The sequence below is a fragment of the Dyadobacter bucti genome (genome assembly GCF_005869225.1).
Lineage (GTDB): Bacteria > Bacteroidota > Bacteroidia > Cytophagales > Spirosomataceae > Dyadobacter > Dyadobacter bucti.
The window spans coordinates 763,880-782,556 of sequence record NZ_SWFP01000001.1; the positions used below are offsets into that span (position 1 = coordinate 763,880).

At 47.7% G+C, this 18,677-nt stretch carries 13 protein-coding genes; 9 read left to right on the forward strand and 4 right to left on the reverse strand.

Going from position 1 to position 18,677, the window contains the following annotated elements; genetic code table 11:
- The first annotated feature begins 40 nt into the window (after window positions 1-40).
- The 6 genes from FBF61_RS02860 (at window position 41) to FBF61_RS02885 (ending at window position 6,184) form a co-directional block, all read left to right on the forward strand.
- Window positions 41-841: an HpcH/HpaI aldolase family protein gene (locus FBF61_RS02860; protein ID WP_229214892.1), complete on the forward strand. Its 801-nt coding sequence runs from the start codon at window positions 41-43 to the stop codon at window positions 839-841.
- A 26-nt stretch (window positions 842-867) separates the two neighbouring features.
- The gene (locus FBF61_RS02865) at window positions 868-1,821 is read left to right on the forward strand and encodes an aldo/keto reductase (RefSeq protein ID WP_229214893.1); all 954 of its coding nucleotides are present in this window, start codon (window positions 868-870) and stop codon (window positions 1,819-1,821) included.
- A gap of 167 nt (window positions 1,822-1,988) precedes the next feature.
- Complete coding sequence (locus FBF61_RS02870; RefSeq protein WP_138475651.1) at window positions 1,989-2,909, forward strand: Gfo/Idh/MocA family oxidoreductase; 921 nt, start codon at window positions 1,989-1,991, stop codon at window positions 2,907-2,909.
- Window positions 2,910-3,983: 1,074 nt separating this feature from the next.
- Window positions 3,984-4,763, forward strand: coding sequence for an SDR family oxidoreductase (locus FBF61_RS02875; RefSeq protein WP_138475652.1), 780 nt, complete (start codon window positions 3,984-3,986; stop codon window positions 4,761-4,763).
- A 42-nt stretch (window positions 4,764-4,805) separates the two neighbouring features.
- Window positions 4,806-5,189, forward strand: a complete 384-nt coding sequence (locus FBF61_RS02880) for a RidA family protein (protein WP_138475653.1) — start codon at window positions 4,806-4,808, stop codon at window positions 5,187-5,189.
- Between the two features lie 59 nt (window positions 5,190-5,248).
- Window positions 5,249-6,184, forward strand: a complete 936-nt coding sequence (locus tag FBF61_RS02885; RefSeq protein ID WP_138475654.1) for a 3-hydroxyacyl-CoA dehydrogenase family protein — start codon at window positions 5,249-5,251, stop codon at window positions 6,182-6,184.
- A gap of 40 nt (window positions 6,185-6,224) precedes the next feature.
- Here the strand turns inward: FBF61_RS02885 and FBF61_RS02890 are convergent, their stop codons facing one another.
- Window positions 6,225-7,091, reverse strand: a complete 867-nt coding sequence (locus FBF61_RS02890) for an AraC family transcriptional regulator (RefSeq protein WP_138475655.1) — start codon at window positions 7,089-7,091, stop codon at window positions 6,225-6,227.
- A 110-nt stretch (window positions 7,092-7,201) separates the two neighbouring features.
- On the reverse strand, window positions 7,202-9,643 hold the full coding sequence (locus FBF61_RS02895) for an ABC transporter permease (protein ID WP_138475656.1): 2,442 nt from the start codon (window positions 9,641-9,643) through the stop codon (window positions 7,202-7,204).
- 285 nt (window positions 9,644-9,928) lie between these two features.
- On the opposite strand from FBF61_RS02895, the gene FBF61_RS02900 reads away from it, so the two are divergent.
- From FBF61_RS02900 to FBF61_RS02910, 3 genes are all read left to right on the forward strand, one after another.
- A complete protein-coding gene (locus FBF61_RS02900; protein WP_138475657.1) occupies window positions 9,929-10,333 on the forward strand; it encodes a hypothetical protein in 405 nt (134 codons plus the stop codon).
- Between the two features lie 158 nt (window positions 10,334-10,491).
- Entirely contained in the window at window positions 10,492-10,920 is a 429-nt protein-coding gene (locus FBF61_RS02905) for a hypothetical protein (protein ID WP_138475658.1), read from the forward strand.
- Window positions 10,921-10,929: 9 nt separating this feature from the next.
- Window positions 10,930-13,479: a M4 family metallopeptidase gene (locus FBF61_RS02910; protein WP_138475659.1), complete on the forward strand. Its 2,550-nt coding sequence runs from the start codon at window positions 10,930-10,932 to the stop codon at window positions 13,477-13,479.
- Between the two features lie 81 nt (window positions 13,480-13,560).
- Here the strand turns inward: FBF61_RS02910 and FBF61_RS02915 are convergent, their stop codons facing one another.
- On the reverse strand, window positions 13,561-15,156 hold the full coding sequence (locus FBF61_RS02915) for a RagB/SusD family nutrient uptake outer membrane protein (RefSeq protein ID WP_138475660.1): 1,596 nt from the start codon (window positions 15,154-15,156) through the stop codon (window positions 13,561-13,563).
- A 39-nt stretch (window positions 15,157-15,195) separates the two neighbouring features.
- Window positions 15,196-18,615 carry a TonB-dependent receptor gene (locus tag FBF61_RS02920; RefSeq protein ID WP_205748214.1) on the reverse strand — a complete coding sequence of 1,140 codons (3,420 nt, stop codon included), beginning with the start codon at window positions 18,613-18,615 and terminating at the stop codon, window positions 15,196-15,198.
- Window positions 18,616-18,677: the final 62 nt, after the last annotated feature.

Below are 18,677 nucleotides of genomic sequence, written 5' to 3' on the forward strand. Positions count from 1 at the left end.
TTGAAAACATATCAATCTGATTAAAAATACCATGATAAAAATGCGTGAAAGCCGGGTGCTGAAAAAATTAAGGGCTGGGGAGATCGTGAGCTGTTTTAAAATAAACCTCGCTGATGCCAGGGTCGCCGAAATCGCAGCGATTTCGGGGTTCGATTGCGTCTGGACCGATCAGGAACACATCGGACAGGACTGGTCCATACTGGCTTCGAACATCTGGGCTACCAAAGCGCACGACACCGACATCCTGGTGCGGGTACCCAAAGGCAGTTACAGTGACTTCGTTCGCCCCCTCGAACTGGACGCCACCGGGATCATGGTGCCGCACATCATGAATCTGCAAGAAGCTGAGCTCATCGTCAATATGACACGCTTTCACCCGACCGGCAGGCGGCCCATTGACGGTGGCAATACCGACGGTGCCTATACTGCCCTGGATTTCAACGATTACCTCGTGCAGGCCAACCGGCAACGGTTTGTCATTTTCCAGATCGAAGACCCGGAGCCTTTGGAAGAACTGGAAGAAATAGCCGCGCTGGATGGTTATGATATGCTGTTTTTCGGGCCGGGGGATTTTAGCCAGGGAATCGGCGCGCCGGGCGTGTGGGACCATCCCGAGCTGATCGCCGCAAGGAAAAGAGTGGCCGAGGTAGCCCGCAAACACGGAAAGTTCGCCGGAACTGTGGGCGGGCCGGGCAATGCTGAAGAGCTGATCGCTATGGGATACCAGTTTATCAGCATGGGCGCTGACGTGGTCGGGGTCAAAAATTATTGTCAGGACCTGGTGAGTGCATTTAACAAATCGTCGGTCACCGGCTCACGGAATTCCTACATGGAACGCTGATCAGGCAAACAAAAAAGCGTTTTATAATGAAAAAAAGACAACTCGGAAATACGGGGATCGAAGTATCTGAAATCGCTTTTGGCGGGGTCGAAATTGGCATGCCGTACGGGATCGGTGTTGAAAGTAAGGACGATATGCTGTCGGAAAAAGATGCTGTTTACCTGCTGCATGAAGCCCTGGACAAAAAGATTAATTTTTTCGACACGGCCCGGCTCTATGGCGAAAGCGAAGCCATTATGGGCAAAGCTTTTTCGGGCAAACGGAAAGATATTGTACTGGCCACGAAATGCCGTCATTTCCGCCAGGAAGGAAAACTCCTTCCTGATAACATGTTGAAGAATTTTATAGAAAGTTCATTACAGGAGAGCCTTAACGCCCTAAATACCAACTACCTGGATGTTTTCATGCTGCATCAGGCGGATATGGAAATTCTCCGGAACCCTGTGATCGCCGATACATTTGCCGGACTAAAAGAAAAAAAAGTAATCCGCGCCACAGGTGCGTCCACCTATTCAGCGGAGGAGACAGAATTGGCCATTGAAACCGGTAACTGGGACATTATTCAGCTGCCATTTAACCTGATGGACCAGCGTCACGGCCAGTTTTTTGGGAAAGCCCGCGAAAACGGTGTCGGCCTGGTGATACGCTCGGTATTGTTAAAAGGACTGCTGAGTGACCGGGGCAAAAATCTCCATCCCGCCCTGGCTGAGGTGGAAAACCACATTGCAGGTTACAGTACTTTAATCGGCAACCAGTTTCCCGACCTTCCGACACTGGCCACCCAGTTTGCACTGTCTTTCGAAGAGGTCTCGTCCGTGCTTGTCGGAATTGATAAACTGGAGTATCTGTACAAAGCCCTGGCCACAGCTAATGGGCAATATATGGACGAAAAAATGCTGAAAAAGGCCCGCGAACTGGTGTATCCCGACCCGGCATTCCTTAACCTGCCGCATTGGGATAAGATGGGGTGGTTGAAGTGAGGATCTGTCTTTGGCTGTTAGCTGTCAGCTTTTAGCCGTTGGCTTTTCAGCAGTTATTTGAAAAAAAAACGAGGCTAAGTAAAAATAGGTAGTTAACAACAAAACAAACAAAAATGTTAAAGCTAACAGCTAAAAGCTAAAAGCCATCAGCTAAAAGCCAATTTAAAATGATCAACATAGGCATAATAGGAATGAGTCCGGGAAATGCGCATCCATATTCCTGGGCAGCAATTATCAATGGATACTTTGATGCGGACGAAATCACGCGCACGGGCTATCCGGCCGTGGCAGCTTACTTGCAGGCCAACAGGGATACGCTTGGAATCCCCGGCGCACGGGTGACGCATGTCTGGTCGCAGGACAAAGAAATTTCAAAAAGTATTGCCCGTGCGGCGTCTATCGACATTATCTCAGAGAGTCTCGAAGACATGGCTGCGGAGGTCGACGCGGTAATCCTGGCTAGGGATGATCCGGAAAATCACAGGGAAATGGCGGCACCTTTTATCAAAGCGGGTATTCCTCTTTTTATTGATAAACCACTCACCTACTCCACCGAGGACCTGCAATGGTTTTCGGACCAACAGGCAGCAGGCAAGTTCATCATGTCATGTTCCTCCATGCGCTACGCCAACGAGGGCCGGATCGCGCGGCAGGAACTGCATACGCTCGGGAAACTTGAACTTATAACAGCAGTAGGTAAAAAGGACTGGAAAAAGTACGGTGTGCATTTACTGGAAGCTGTGTTCGGCATTCTGGACGATCCTGAACCTGCTTCGGTACGTCACGTAGGCGAGCTCGACAGGGAAATCGTACTCCTGAAACTTCGCAACGGCCCGGAAATCACTTTCCATCTTTTTACCGATATCAGCGGCACATTCCAGCTCTCCCTTTTCGGCCAGCAAGGCTGGAAGCTGGTCGATATCCGGAATTCCTATTCGATGTTCCGTGACAATATCATCGAGTTTGTAAGGTCTGTACAGGAAGGAAAACCGCGCCTCGCATTCGAAAAAACCGAGCGAATCATTAAAATTATCATTGCAGCAAAGGAAAGCAGGGAGCAAGGCGGGAGGGAGATTTTTTTGAAATAAAGGGAGGAAAGGGAGAAAGGAGGAAAGGGAGGAAGGAGGAAAGGGAACACAGAAAAGCCCGAAGGGCTGAAATTATTATAACCAAAGCAAAAAAGCCGACAGGACGGAATTTTGAGAAAAAGCCCGAAGGGCTGAAATTATTATCGACAAGCAAAAAAGCCGACAGGGCTGAATTATGAGAAAAAGCCCAGAGGGCTGAAATTATTATCGACAAGCAAAAAAGCCGACAGGACGGAATTAGGAGAAAAAGCCCGAAGAGCTGAAATTATTATAGCCAAGCAAAAAAGCCGACAGGACGGAATTAGGAGAAAAAGCCCGAAGAGCTGAAATTATTATAGCCAAGCAAAAAAGCCGACAGGACGGAATTAGGAGAAAAAGCCCGAAGGGCTGAAATTATTATAGCCAAGCAAAAAAGCCGGCAGGACGGAATTAGGAGAAAAAGCCCGAAGGGCTGAAATTATTATAACCAAAGCAAAAAAGCCGACAGGACGGAATTAGGAGAAAAAGCCCGAAGGGCTGAAATTATTATAGCCAAGCAAAAAAGCCGACAGGGCTGAATTACGAGAAAAAGCCCGAAGGGCTGAAATTATTATAACCAAAGCAAAAAAGCCGACAGGACGGAATTAGGAGAAAAAGCCCGAAGGGCTGAAATTATTATAGCCAAAGCAAAAAGGCCGACAGGACGGAATTAGGACAAAAAGCCCGAAGGGCTGAAATTATTATAGCCAAGCAAAAAAGCCGACAGGGCTGAATTACGAGAAAAAGCCCGAAGGGCTGAAATTATTATCGACAAGCAAAAAAGCCGACAGGGCTGAATTATGAGAAAAAGCCCAGAGGGCTGAAATTATTATCGACAAGCAAAAAAGCCGACAGGACGGAATTAGGAGAAAAAGCCCGAAGGGCTGAAATTATTATAGCCAAAGCAAAAAAGCCGACAGGGCTGAATTAGGAGAAAAAGCCCGAAGGGCTGAAATTATTATAACCAAGCAGGCAAAACATTACAATCAAAACCCCAGAGGGGTGACATAATATTAGAAAAAAAAACGAAAGCCGAAAGCCGATAGCCCAAAAAAAATGAACGTCAAAGAACTGTTAAGTCTAAAAAATAAAGTCATTCTCGTAACCGGAGGTTCGGGAAATTATGGCAAGTGTATTGTAGAGGGATTGGCCGAAGCAGATGCCACAGTGATTACCTCGTCGAGGGACCTTTCGTCTGCCGAAAAAACAGCTGCATTCTTTGTTGAAAAAGGTCTGGACGTACGTCCTATGCAGGCCGATCAGGGCGATAGTGAATCTATCGAAGCTCTCAAATCAGGAATCATGGAGACATTCGGCAGGCTGGACGGATTTGTCAACAATGCAGTATCAAGGCCCATGAAAGGCTATAACGGGCCGATCAGTCAATTTGAAGAATCGATGCAGGTGAATGCGACCGGCATGGTGAACCTGCTGCGGGAAATGACTGAACTGATCGTACAAAGCGGTGGCGGCAGCGTCATCAACATTGCTTCAATGATGGGTATGTTCGGGCCCGATCTCTCCAATTACGAGGGCGCGCCGGGTATGGGCGATCTGCCGCCGGATTACTTTTTTCACAATGCCGGACTCATTAACCTGAGCCGGTATATGGTGCAGATGAACGCAGGTAAAAATATCCGGTTCAACTGCATCAGTCCGGGCGGGCTGCTCAACAACCAGCATGAGGCCTTTTTAAATAATTACTGTAAAAAAGTACCGCTGAGGCGCATGGCCAACCAGGACGACATCAAAGGCCTGGTGGTACTACTGTCATCCGATGCAGGCGCTTACATCAATGGTGAGAATATCCTGATGGATGGTGGCCTGAATGCCTGAAAATCTATTTTTAACAACTAAAATTTTAATTAACAATTCATCATGAAAAAAGTAAATCACCCTGACCGGAACCCTGACTTTGCCACCGGTGCGTATTCCGACGGTATCGTTGTTGACGGTTTCTTATTTGTAAGCGGCCAGGCGGCTGTAGATTTCAAAACCTCTCAATTCGTACTGGGCACCATCGAAGAGGAAACGCGGCTTACACTGGACAACATCAAGGCCATTGTGGAAGCCGCCGGGGCATCGATGGAACATGTCGTAAAATGTACCGCACACCTCGCCGATATCAAAGAATTTGACCGTTACAATGCCGTATATGCAACCTATTTTCCGGGTATCAAACCAGCCAGGACCACTGTTCAATCTGTGCTTGCCGAAAACATTCGCGTCGAAATTGACTGCATTGTAAAGCTCCCCGTCTGATAACGGACAGCTTCGAAAGCTGTCCCTGCCACATTAACCGCACTTCTATTTATTGACAAATGAACAAAACGGGAAATCATCAACAACCTGTTCTTCTTTCGGGAAGCAACAAACTGGCTTATAGTATCGCCCTCTGCCTGCTGCGCGCGGGGCAAAAAGTGACACTGCTCACCTCCGATGCGGGAGCTGCCAGCCGGTATTTTACCCGGCATACAACCGCGTCCCTTACCAAATGTGATCCTGAAAATCTTGAAATTACCACGCACCTGCGTGTGGCGTCAGATTTTTCGATGGTAATCGCCCTGACCGGCGAAGATCTTTCCGAAAAACAACAAGTGATTGCAGAACTTGAAGCTATCCTGCCTGAGGAAACACTGATCGCTATCAACACTGAGGTGATCCCATTGAGCGAACTACAGGAAAACACAGTAGCGCCGGAGCGTATCCTGGGCGCCAACTGGGTCGAGCCTGCGGACACGACCTATTTCCTGGAAATCATCGCAAACGGAATAACCCTCAGTTCTTACACGGATTATTTTTGTAAGACCGCGGCCGAAAATTGGCTCAAAGACCCTTATGTGATCAGCGGGGAATCGGGGATCAGAATGCGGCTGTTTGCTGCGATGCTCCGCGAAGCTTTTTATCTGGTCGGGAATGGCTATGCCAACATCGGGGACATTGACCGGGCTTGCAGAAATGATGCAGGATATTACCTCCCGTTTGCCGGAAACCTCCGTTACATGGATTTAATGGGAACGCACGCCTACGGTATGGTCATGAAAGATCTCAACCCCGAACTGGCCAGGGACATTGTCGCGCCGGATTTCTTCACGGAAATGATCCGAAACAAGCAGCTGGGCATGGAAAGCGGTGCCGGTTTTTATAGTTACCAACCTGGCGAGAGCGAAAAATGGGCGTTGTTAATGGAGGAGTTCAGCCGTGAGATCAACGGTTTGTTCCAAAAATATCCGTTTAATGGCAAAGCCCCTTCCTGATACTATCCTTCAAAATCGCGCAACTTGACTTTGAACGATCTTAAATATTCAGTGTCCGCCGGTAATCGCTTGGCGTCATGCTTTTGAGTTTTTTGAACTGCCTGTTGAAATTGGCGAGATTCGTAAAGCCGCACTCATAGGCCACTTCAACAACTTTTCGGTCATTCTGAGAAAGCAGCTTGCAGGCGTGCCCGATGCGGACAGTGGTGAGGTATTCAACGAAGGTCACACGAAACTGCTCTTTGAAAAAATTACAGAAAGCTGTAACTCCCATGCTGCTCACCGAAGCGACTTCCGCAAGACTGATATCTTTATCGAAATTCTGCATGATGTATCCGGTGATCTTCTTGAAACGGTCCGAAGAACCATAGTGGAAATTCTGAATAAATCTGGGGCTGGCCAGCAAGTCATATTCCGTTGTATTTGACATGATATCAAAGATCAGGAGCAAGGAAGACAACCTCTGAAGTCCGTTCATTTCAGGCATTTGTTTGATCAGCGCATTGATCTTCGTACGCGTCTCGCCACGCAGCGCCATCCCCCGTTCAGCCAGTTTCAGCACCTTTTTAAAATTCTCTATTTCCGGAATATTCATAAAATCTTCCCCCAGGAAATCATCCGTAAAATGCAGTACGAGTGCATCCGCCTTGTGGTCGGCCCGGCGTTCGAGGTAGATCGGATCATTGACCCAGACATGCGGCAAAACCGACCCCATAAAAACAAGATCTTCTTCTCCGAAATAACCGATATGGTCGCCGACCATCCTTCTCCCGGTGCTTTTGGTGACCAGTACAAATTCGTAATGGACATGGTAATGCCAGGGCGCGGGGAAGAAATCGCCGGTCTCCCGAAAAACAATAAACGACTTATCTACATCCTGAGGTAGGTGAAATTCAACAGCTTTCATTGCCCATAAATTTATTGTTTATGAAAAATAGTATAACTATTGATTTTACACCAATTTGTGAAAGATAGTATCAGAAATATAGATGATAGTAGCACCCTGTACCTCCCCGCCTACTCCGACCGCAGGCTGGTGACCGGATTCGTCAAAGCTGCGCTGATTGCCCTGTAACCCACTGTACCGAAGGCCACAAGCAACGCCCCGACACCGGCCCAGGCAAATACCCACCACGAAATACTTACGCCATAGGCAAAATCCTGAAGCCACTTCTGCATAAAATAATACGCCAGTGGAAATGCGATCAGTATGGACAATAATACCAGCCGCAGCAAATCATTCGAAAGTAACCTAACAATACTGAAAGTGCTTGCACCCAATACTTTCCGGACGCCGATTTCTTTGGTTCTCTGTTCCGAAATATAGGTTACCAGTCCAAACAGGCCCAGACAGGCGATGAACATGGTAAGGGCCGCGAAGATCAGAGCTATTTTGCCGACCCTTTGCTCGGAACGGTACATCTGGTCGAACGAATCGTCCAGAAAATTGTAACTGAAAGGTATTTCCGGGGTCAGCGCTTTCCATTTGGCTTCGATCTGTCCGAGGAGGGCGGGTGCATCTTTGCCGTCAATGCGGAAAGCCAGTTTCCAGTTACTGTGTCCCAAAATCATGCATAGCGGGCCTACGGAATGCCTTAGCGATTCAAAATGAAAATTCCTGACTACCCCGACGATCTCGTAGGGGACGATATCCTCTACATGCGCACCGCCATCGTAGGAATATATTTTCTTGCCGACAGGATTATCATATCCTAATATCCTGGCTGTCGATTCGTTGATAATGACCTTGTTGAAATCCGCTGCACCCGACGCTACAGAAAAATCGCGCCCCTGCTGCAACTTTATATCCATGGTTTTGATATAGTCATAATCCACCCGCCAAAACTGCATAACCGTACCGTTTTTCTCGTCCATAACAGGATCTTTCGAAAATATATGGCCTGCCCCGGAAGAATTGCCGACAGGTAAAAAACCCGCGTTGGAAGCACTTTTAACACCAGCTATACCTGCGACCTGCCGTTTGAACACCTCCGTCGAATTTCCAAGCGCATCAGTGCCGTTCACGACAAGCACCTGATCCTTCGAAAAACCGAGATTTTTTGTCTGAATGTAATTAAGCTGCTGGTAGACAATCATCGTTCCGCAGATCAGTATCAGGGAGGTCACAAACTGAAAGGTGACCAGAATATCCCTCAGGTTGCTACGCGTATACCCTCCCCCGAACTTGCTTTTCATGGCTGTTATGGGCTGAAATGACGACAGAAAAATGGCCGGATAGTATCCCGCTGCAACTCCGACCAGGATTGGCAAAAGCAGCAGATAAAACAGAATACCTGAACCAAAAAGCCCGCCCACAGAAAAGGATTTCGTTGTAATGTCATTGAAAACAGGTATCAGCACAATGACGATCAACAACGCAATAACAAAGGCGAAACAACTTGTAACTGTCGACTCTGTGATGAACTGCATAATCAGGGAACTACGCTCCGATCCCAGGGTTTTCTTGATCCCAACCTCTTTGGAACGGTTGGCGGAACGGGCCGTGGTAAGGTTGATAAAATTGATGCAGGCGATAATCAGAATAAACAGGGCGACAACCGAAAAAATGTATACGTACTGGATATTTCCATTAACATCGAGCTCATCGGCCCTGTCAGATTTCAGGTGGATATCGGTGAGGGGGATCAGTGAATATTCATATCTGTTCCCCGCCTTTTTAAAATTAGCCATGGTATTGATACCAATGAAATGATTGATCTGAGGAAGGATATATTTAAGAATGAGACCTTCAAAATTTCTCTCAAATAGCTTATAATCCACCTGCTCTTTCAGTAAAATATATGTATGAAAGTTGTTCGCCAGGTAATTTCCGGGTGTAAAACGAAGGTCGCTCATCGGCAGCAGGAAGTCCTTTTTGAAATGGGAATTGGCGGGAATGTCCTGGTACACTGCTGTTACCTTGTATGCGACCGGCTCGCTGGAACCAATGGTAAGGATTTTCCCGGTGGCGTCGGAGGTCTTAAAATATTTGAGGGCCGCTTTTTCACTGATCGCTATGGATTTCGGACTGCTGAGCGCCGTGCTGGCGTTACCGTAGAGTACCGGCAATTTGAAAACTTCGAAAAAAGTGGAGTCAGCATAACATACATTGTTTTCTGTAACAAACGCCGACCCGTTTTTTATTTGCTTCGCCCCTTCCATCGTATATAGTCTTACGTACTGCTCCACCTGGGGATAATCCTTTTTCAGCGTAGGGCCCAGCGGATCGGAACTGAGGGCGAGGTTCAGGTCGGTCCCGCCAAAACGTATATCAGCATTGATCCTGAAAATCCTTTCAGCATTCGGGTAAAAACGGTCATAACTGACCTCGTCCAGGATATAAAGGGAGATAAAAATGAAGCAGGCCAGCCCGATCGCCAGTCCCATGATGTTGATGATGGAATAGACTTTGTTTTTGAGGAGGCTGCGGAAGGCGATTACCAGGTAGTTTTTGATCAAGATTTTTAAGCTTTTTGCGTGGATACCTGAGTTGGTAAATATAAATTCTATACCAAGAAAGCAATACATTCATTTACAAAAAGTTGTAAAAATCCCTCTGCAGAATAACTGTCCATTTCCGAACAAACTGCGAACAAGCTAGCGCCGAGCTCCGCTCGGTGCCACCTATTCCCCGAGTTCTACTCGCCCCCCTACCATTAAATAACCGCGCCCCGCCGCCTGCTCATTTCCTCAGAAAATTCACCGGATAAATATCAAATTACCCGCGAACCAATCAACAGCTATATGAGAAAACAAATTCTTCTTTCAACACTGTGCATCGCACTCATCATCGCACTCAGTTGCGAAAAGAACAGGCCTGATCCTGAGTGCAGGGATGCGTCGTGCTGTCATCCGGAGTATAACAGGTTTGTAGAGTACATCGAAAACGTGCCCGCCAGCCTGAATGGATACCGCCTAACATTTGCCAAATATTATCCTTCTAATAGCCTATTAAACTCGAATAGTGCGGCTATCTGTGAAAACTGTCTGGATAAAATCAGAGGTTTTGAAAGTGATACTTCGAAAACGGATTCTATAAAATACTCTTACAGAGTATCTGGAAAGATTCTCGAAGATTATGTAAATCCAAGGTTTGCCGAAAACCCAATACACTCAATATACATCTACAAGATCGAAAAGATAAACTAACCCTAGCCAGCTAGCGCCGAGTTCCGCTCGGTGCCACCAATTCCCGAGTTCTACTCGGCGTCCCTGCCATTAAATAATCCGCGCCCCGCCGCCTGCTCATTTGCCCAGAAAATTCACCGGATAAAGATCAAATTACCCGCGAACTAATCAACAGCTGTATGAGAAAACAACTACTACTTTCAACACTGTGCATCCCACTCATCATCGCACTCAGCTGCGAAAAGAACAGGCCTGATCCTGAATGCAGGGATGTTTCTTGCTGCTATCCGGAGTATAACAGGTACAGAGAAGATATTGTAGATGTGGCTGCCTGCCTAACTGGGCCACCCCAGTTTGCCGACTGGGCTTTTATTGTAAAAAAGGGCTATCCGACTGATAGATTCCCAAAATCTAGACACCTTCACCCCTGCGAAACATCGCTAAGCAAGATTGAAGGATTTAAAGCTGACCTGGTAACCATGGATTCCAGCCAGATGACCTACTCCTACCGGATTTCCGGGAAGGTGTTTGAAGACACCATCCATCCCAACATCGTCATGTACCCAGGAATCTATTTCTCAATAGACAAAGTCGAAAAAATTAACTAACACATACCCATGAAAACTGTAATAAAAACAATCACATACTATTTCATTGCAAGTATCATGAGCATCTGCCTCGCTCAGCCACAATATCAGGCTAACTACAAGATTCATAATGATGAAACTTTCAATTCGCTGTTCAGAGAAATTACGGATGGAGGCTGGCTTCATTTCAAAGAGAACACGAATGTTGCGCCGGGAACATTTTTCAGTCGGTATGCTAGCAATCTTGGTATTTCCGAATCCTATATACTACGAGAGATCAAAAATGAAACTGATAACGAAAGTCAGATCAGGATGCGGCATCAACTTTTTCAGCTACATTACAAAAATATCCCGGTCGAAGGCTGTGTGTTCAGCCTTCACTCCTCTGACAATGTATTGAAGGTAGCCCACGGACGTATCGTCCCGGGATTGGACATTAATGTGGTTGCTCAGGTGGATATGCAGACGGCACTAAATGCTGCCATGGAAGATCAAAAACTGACATCTGAAAGTTTCAGTGAAACGGAAAAGCCTATTGGCAAACTGATCCTGACTCGAACAGATGAAAACTTCTTGAAAGAAAGCTATCGTCTTGCCTATGTTTTTGAATTAAAATCCGAAAAAATCACGCACCCTTATCAAGTGTTTGTGGATGCTCAAAACGGGCAGATCCTGAAAAGGATTCCTCTGTTTAGGAGTTGCTCTGATGCACATAAACCGTTGGTTGCGTCTGTTATGCTTCCCAACTACAACCGTTATCTTAATGGGCAAGCCAATTTGGGGTTCGAGACTGAGATAGTGGGTAACCAATACAGACTGAGTGCCTACGGTAACAAGCTTAATACACGAATTGATGTAAATAGCTCAGGAAATTGGAACAATAATCCCGATGTTTTCAACCCAACAACAAACTGGAGTAACGCGAATAGTAATGCAACTACTGCACATTATCTTGGTCAGAAAGTCCATGAAATGTATCAACTTCTGTTTGGACGAAACGGAATTAACGGAGGCGGCTCCTACCCAAAAATCTTGGTCGGCTGGAATAGCGTAGGTGCAGAATGCTTTGGCGATATGCTCAGATTTGGCAGCAGCCCCCTTAATAATAGCCTCGTTTGTGCAGACGTACTGGGTCACGAATATACACACGCCGTGATTAGTAATACGGCCAATTTGGTCTATCAGGGCGAACCAGGTGCTTTAAATGAATCCATTTCCGACATTATGGGTACGACCTTGGAATTCTATCTTTTTGGTGCAAAGGGTAATTATGAATTAGGAGAAGACGCAGACCAGATAAGGAGCATGTCAAACCCTCGCCAGGGTTTTCCTATATGGGGTGGACAGCCCCAACCAGATACATACCTCGGAGCAGACTGGGTACCAACAAATAGTCAAGATGATCATGGCGGCGTTCACACAAACAGCGGCGTGATGAACAAATGGTACTGGTTTATGCGTACGGGCGGGCCGACGGGGACACCGCTGGATTATAATAAACCTGCACGGATTGTTTATCGTGCACTGCAATTTTACCTGCACCAGAACTCCACTTATTATGATGCCGTGGAAGCGACAGAACAAGCCGGCATAGACTTGTACGGTGCATGCTCGGACGTTGCCCGTCAGGTATCTTATGCCTGGACACAGGTCGGGATACAGAGTTCCACTTCCTGTACCGATTGCAATTTTACCATCACCGCTACCGCATCGCCTGCACCGGCTACATGCGGCGCGCCGATCACGTTGACCGCCAATTGTGTTGGCTCGGGCTGCAACCATATCAACAGCTACGGCTGGACGGGCTCCAATATCGTTGGCAGCTCGGTCGGCAAATCAGTGCAGATCAATGCGCCGGCAGCCCAGGGTGCGTACCTGTACAATGTCTCTACAATTAAATTGGGTTGTTTTCTTAATGTGGCTCCAGTGACCGTAAACACCCAGTGCGGGCAGCAGCAGGTCAATGCATGCAGTGCTGAGTTTATCGCTGGGTACGGCAATACTTCAGAAAACTATACTTACACAGTTAATGTTGCTTCTGCGGGTTCGTACAAGCTGAAAGCCAACTATGCCCGGTGGGAAGGTAACACTACCGTAGTCGGAAGTGTGAAAGTCAATGGCGGGGCAAATCAAACTATGAATTTTGCCTATACCGGCGGGTCTGAAAATTATCAGGATGCGACATTAGTTACCAGTCTGAAAGCCGGCAACAATACCATTCAGATTTTCGGAGGGCCTCAGGGATATTTTAAAACTAAAAAAGTCTGTGTGCAGAGCGGAGCCCGTGTGGGATCCGAAAATTATACGGATGACATTGTTATGAATAATGAAAGTCCCCTTTTCACCTCGCCTAACCCCAGTTCCGGAGAATTCGATGTTTCGTTTTTTCTCGAAAAAAGTAAAGAAGCCCAGATCAGCGTTTTAAACAACCAGGGAACCAGCATTTACAAAAAGCACTTGACCGGAAAAGGAATGCACAAAGAAAAGGTAATCCTGCCCGACCATCAGTCAGGTTCTTTTATTTTAATATTAAAAAAAGAGAATGGATTGGAGTATAGTAAAATAGTGGTGGTTGAATAGCTGCCGGCCATTTCAAAAATGAACGAGGCCGTCCGGAAATCTTCCGGACGGCCTCGTTTTTCAATAATTTTCACACGCACATCACCAGCCAGGTGTCTGCTTGTACGCCCCGTTACTTCGGGAAACCTCGTCCGGATTGATCGGCCAGGCCAATTTGGAAGCGCTGAAATTTCTTGCAGGCCATATCACTTTTACCTCGTAAGCAGAAGCCGGATCGGTTTTGTTGGTATGGATACGTCCGTGCAGCGGCGCATTGATCTGATCGTAGTCGCCCCAGCGTTTCAAGTCGGCCAGACGGTCGGTCCACTCGCAGGCCAGCTCTACGCGGCGTTCGTGTTTCAGGGTTGCCATTGTGGGGTTTTGGATTGGGGCTAGCCCTACCCTTGCCCGGATTTCGTTTAATGGTGCTGCGGCTTCGGTGTTTTTTCCTTGCTGGATCAATGCTTCTGCCTTGAATAACAGGATTTCGGCATAGCGCATCAGAGGCAGGTTCAGCCTGGTCGACGGGCCATCGCCATTCTGGTTGATCATCAGGTTCGTTCCGGGATTTTCGTCGCTTCCGTAGCTGTAAGGTTCCATGTATTTACGGATCTGGAAACCCGACAGGCTGTTGGTGGAATAGTAGGAACGCTCCACGCCAAAATAGGTGAACTTATCTCCGAATTTAAGGATAGTAACCTCCCGGCGCGGATCAGTGGCTTCGTATGCATCATACAATTCTTCGGTCGGTTGGAAATATCCCCAGCCGTTGAAAATCCCCCAGCCTTTGTTTTCAAGACTAACTCCCGGAAAGATCGAACCGCCCTGGATCCCGGAGTTCACAGACCAGATATATTCTGGCCCCCAGTTATTGGCAACCGTAAACACAGCCTGGTAATTCTCCTTTGCGCTTCCCTGACCGGTAATCAGCGCACGGCCGCCTTCTGTTTTTATTTTATCACAGAGATCCGGGATCAATGCCCATTTGGTAGCATCGTACTGCGCCATGTACGCATAGGTTTTCACCAGATAACCCCATGCAGCCGCTTTATGCGCCCTGCCCTGGTCTGCGGAACCATAGGCAGAAAACAATGGCAGAAGGTCAGCAGCTTTCTGAAGATCCAAAACGATCTGCGCATAATTATCCATCACAGACGGAAGCTGTGGCGGTATCCTCGTGCCATATTCAGCACTTTCAGGACCATCAAAAGGCACACCCTGGTCTTTGTGCCCCCACAAATAAGCTATCCAGAAATGAGAGAAAGCGCGGATAAAGTAAGCTTCACCCAGTGCCCTGTTCTTCACTTCCTCGGAGACACCGGACGAGGCAGGAATACCTGCGATCACCTGGTTGGCCTTGTTCATCATAAAATAAAGGTCCGTCCAGCAGCCGGCGATCGAACTTTCGCGACCGGTAATATTGAAGTTTTTGATATTGTCACTTTCCGCCCGAACACGGCCCGTAACCACATCGTCGCTCGCATTCTGCATCCAGAACAGGTTCCTTCCCCACGTACTTTCGTAAGACATCGGCACGTACATCGCAGCCACGGCCTTGTTCACATCGTCTTCACTTTTCCAGAAAAATGCCGTGGTCGGTTCTCCGTTCGGTTTGGTATCAACCCACTCATCGCTGCAGCCGGTCATAGAAAGAGCCAGTACCGCCGCTGTGAAAATATATTTTATATGCAATTTCATGTTCATTCAAATTTTAGAATTGAGCAAAATTTCCCGCGATCAGAATTTCAGCCGCAGTCCGACTGAATACACCCTCGACACCGGATACTGTCCGCCGTCAAGTCCGACCTTGCCTACTTCCGGATCCATTCCCGAGTATTTTGTAAAAGTCAGCAGATTATCGCCGCTCAGGTAAACGCGCAGGTTCATATTTGCCGGTAAGTTCGGGAATGTATACCCGATCATCAGGTTTTTCAGGCGCAGGTAATTTCCGTTTTCAAGGTACCAGTCCGAGTTGGTCTGGAAGTTTCTGTTCGGATCGTTTGCCGCGATACGCGGGATGTCGGAACCGGTATTGGTAGGCGACCATGCGTCCAGGATCTTATCCCAGCGGTTATAGCCTTGTTCCGCACCGTTCAGGGTCGACTGTTTGAAAGCATTGAAAAGCTTCACGCCCCCAACTCCCTGAAAGAAAACACTCATATCAAAGTTTTTCCAATTGGCATTTGCCGTAAACCCATAGGTTACTTTCGGGAAAGCATTGCCCATATAAACGCGGTCGAGGTCATCGATTTTGCCGTCGCCGTTCTCATCTACAAATTTCAGGTCACCTGCTACTGCATTGGGCTGGATCCTGGTTCCGTTCGCACTTACATAAGCCTGCGCTTCCTCGTTAGTCTGGAAAATCCCGTCATTTTTTACCAGCCAGTACGAGTACAATGGCTGTCCGACGGTAGACCGGAACGGTACCAGGATGCCTCTCCAGGCATCCGTATGAATCCAAACCGAGTTGGGGTTTTCATCAATATAGTCAACGCGGTTTTTCAGCGTGGCGAAGTTTCCGCCGATCTCATATCCCAGTTCACCGATTTTGTCTCTCCACGAAGCGGATAGTTCAAACCCTGTATTTCTGATTTTACCCTGATTGATATACGGAGCACCATAACCGAAGGTATTGGTCCATTCGGTATCCTGCTGCTTGATCAGGTCGTAGGTCAGTTTGTTAAAATAATCACCGGTCAAAGTCAGCCTTTCTTTCAGGACACTGATGTCAAAGCCGATATCTGTTTGCTGGGAAGTTTCCCATGACAAATTGGGGTTGAACCGTGTGTTAACATAATAGGCGCTGCTGATTGGCGCGCCGTCACCGATCTGGTAGGTCCTGTTGGCCGTTAGCTTCGGATATCCGTAGTACCTTCCGATAGAACCGATGTTACCGATACGCCCCCAGCTTGCCCGGATTTTGAAAAGATCAACTGCCTTGATATCAAAGAAAGGCTCCGAGCTGATTTTCCAGGCAGCAGTAAGTCCCGGAAAGCCTTTGCCCCTGTTGCCTGCGGCAAGCCTTCCGGCAATATCGTACCGGTAGCTGCCTGTTACAAAATACCTGTCGGCCCAGCTGTAAGAAAGCCTTCCCACATAAGATGCATTCCGGTCTTCCCATTGGGAATCTTCGGGACGGTTCTGATCAAAAATCGTTGCATTTACAAAAAACTGCGACCAGTCTGCCTCATTCTCAAAACCTCTTGCAGCTGTTTTGAAATAACGGTTCCCGTTTTCCTGCGCAGTCATGGACGCCATTGCGCCAATATTATGTTTACCAAAAACGCGGTTGTAATTGGCGGTATTCTCCCAGATCCAGTGGAAACCGCGGTTGGTTTCATATGTAAGCGTGTTCTGGTTATTAGGTTTTCCAGGTTCCGTACGTTTAGGCTCAAAGTTTTTATACATCGAGGTATTCTGACGGTAAGAAAAACGCGAGATAAAATTTAACCCGGGAATAACAATGTCAGTCAGGCCCAGTTCAGTGACCGAAAGAATGTCATTGCCTTTGTTGAAAGGACGGTAACGCTGCAACGTTCCCACCGGGTTGATCGCATCCCCGTGAATACCCAGATATTGCGAATCCCTGGGCCCTACCCCTCCGAAACTGCCGTCTTCGTAATAGGCCGTGGCCGAACGCGGCATATAGATCGCCGAAAGTATTGTTCCGCTGTAGCCACTTTCCGTTTCTGTTCCGCGGCTGTCGCTGTTATTGTAAAACAGCTCCTGACGCAATTTCACTTTGTCATTGAACTTATAGCTCGCATTGAAACGCAGCGAAAGATTTTGCGCATAAGTGTTGATCAGCGTTCCGTTATTCTTTTCATAACGTGCCTGAAGTAAGGTCGAGAATTTATCCGTTCCTGCGTTGACACTTACATTATGTCTTTCAATCCGCGATGTCCGGAAAATTTCATCGATCCAGTTTGTCCTGGTAACCTGTGCGTAAGGATTTTTGGTAGCATCCCAGCCGTCGAGCGGAGATAATCCTGCGTTGGTATAAGCCAGGTTCGACACCCGCGCCTCATCCGCTGCGGACAGCGATTGCGGCAATTTCCAGGCACTTTGCAAACCGGTAAAACCGCTGTATTCCACACTTGGTTTTCCTTGCGCGGCCTGTCTGGTTGTGATCAGTATAACACCCGCAGATCCTGAGAATGCCCCGTAGATCGCAGCAGAAGCCGCATCTTTCAAAACAGTGATCGATTCGATATCGGCAGGATTATAGGGCGCATTCGGCACGCCGTCCACTACATACAGCACACTTTCATCCCCGCGCGAACCTACGCCGCGGATCGTCACTTTCGGAGTCTGGTTCGGGTGACCGCCGTTATTAACAGCTGTTACCCCGGCCACTTTTCCCTGCATCATACCACCCACATCCAGCACCGGCCGGTTTTTGATCTGTGCCATATCAGGGACTGTGGAAACAGCCGCTGAGAGATCGCCCTTTTTTGCAGTACCATATCCGATCACCACCACTTCTTCCAGGGATTTTGTATCCACCGCCAGCGACACATTCACCGACGATTGCGTGCCCACCACCACTTCCTGGCTGGCATATCCCACAAAACTGAACACGAGCACCGATTCCACGTTCGGAACGGTGATCTCAAAATCACCGTTTACATCCGTGGAAGTACCGCGCTGCGTACCCTTTACAACCACACTCACGCCGGGAAGGCCTTCCTTATTATCGGCCCCGGTCACTTTCCCTCTGATGCTGATATCCTCCGGTAAAACCTGGCTGTACAACCTGCTTTCCAGCTCGGCAATAGACGTCATGGTTTTACTCTGTAAGCTCGCCAGAACGATCTGCCCGTTGATCAGCTTGTAGCTGATGCCGCGCGGGAGCAGCAGCTGATCGAGCACTTTTGACAGTTTCTGGTTTTCAAAATTGACCCTGATCTTACTCTGAAGTGAAACGCGGCTGCTGTAAACAAACTTCACTTCAGCTTTTTCCTGTATCTGTCCCAACGCTTCCTTGAGCGTTACGCCGTTGAGCTGCAGCGTCATATCCTTGCTCAGGACAGACTGTGCCGAGCTTTCCTTTGCATAGCTGACGCTGGCCAGCAAGGCGGCGATGATCCATTGGAGCAATCCGATGCGCATAAGTTTTTGCCAGTTGATCGGCTTGTTACGTACTGATTTTTGCATAATTTTGATTGTCTGACTGTTAGAACTATTGGACATTTATTTCCCGGATCAAGGTGGTACTT

What these genes read in the sequence shown, in the direction of transcription:
- FBF61_RS02915 (WP_138475660.1), bottom strand. Translation starts at nt 15,156, where the DNA reads ATGAAATTGCATATAAAATATATTTTCACAGCGGCGGTACTGGCTCTT.
- FBF61_RS02865 (WP_229214893.1), top strand. Translation starts at nt 868, where the DNA reads ATGAAAAAAAGACAACTCGGAAATACGGGGATCGAAGTATCTGAAATC.
- FBF61_RS02900 (WP_138475657.1), top strand. Translation starts at nt 9,929, where the DNA reads ATGAGAAAACAAATTCTTCTTTCAACACTGTGCATCGCACTCATCATC.
- FBF61_RS02875 (WP_138475652.1), top strand. Translation starts at nt 3,984, where the DNA reads ATGAACGTCAAAGAACTGTTAAGTCTAAAAAATAAAGTCATTCTCGTA.
- FBF61_RS02920 (WP_205748214.1), bottom strand. Translation starts at nt 18,615, where the DNA reads ATGCAAAAATCAGTACGTAACAAGCCGATCAACTGGCAAAAACTTATG.
- FBF61_RS02885 (WP_138475654.1), top strand. Translation starts at nt 5,249, where the DNA reads ATGAACAAAACGGGAAATCATCAACAACCTGTTCTTCTTTCGGGAAGC.
- FBF61_RS02870 (WP_138475651.1), top strand. Translation starts at nt 1,989, where the DNA reads ATGATCAACATAGGCATAATAGGAATGAGTCCGGGAAATGCGCATCCA.
- FBF61_RS02890 (WP_138475655.1), bottom strand. Translation starts at nt 7,091, where the DNA reads ATGAAAGCTGTTGAATTTCACCTACCTCAGGATGTAGATAAGTCGTTT.
- FBF61_RS02880 (WP_138475653.1), top strand. Translation starts at nt 4,806, where the DNA reads ATGAAAAAAGTAAATCACCCTGACCGGAACCCTGACTTTGCCACCGGT.
- FBF61_RS02910 (WP_138475659.1), top strand. Translation starts at nt 10,930, where the DNA reads ATGAAAACTGTAATAAAAACAATCACATACTATTTCATTGCAAGTATC.
- FBF61_RS02905 (WP_138475658.1), top strand. Translation starts at nt 10,492, where the DNA reads ATGAGAAAACAACTACTACTTTCAACACTGTGCATCCCACTCATCATC.
- FBF61_RS02860 (WP_229214892.1), top strand. Translation starts at nt 41, where the DNA reads ATGCGTGAAAGCCGGGTGCTGAAAAAATTAAGGGCTGGGGAGATCGTG.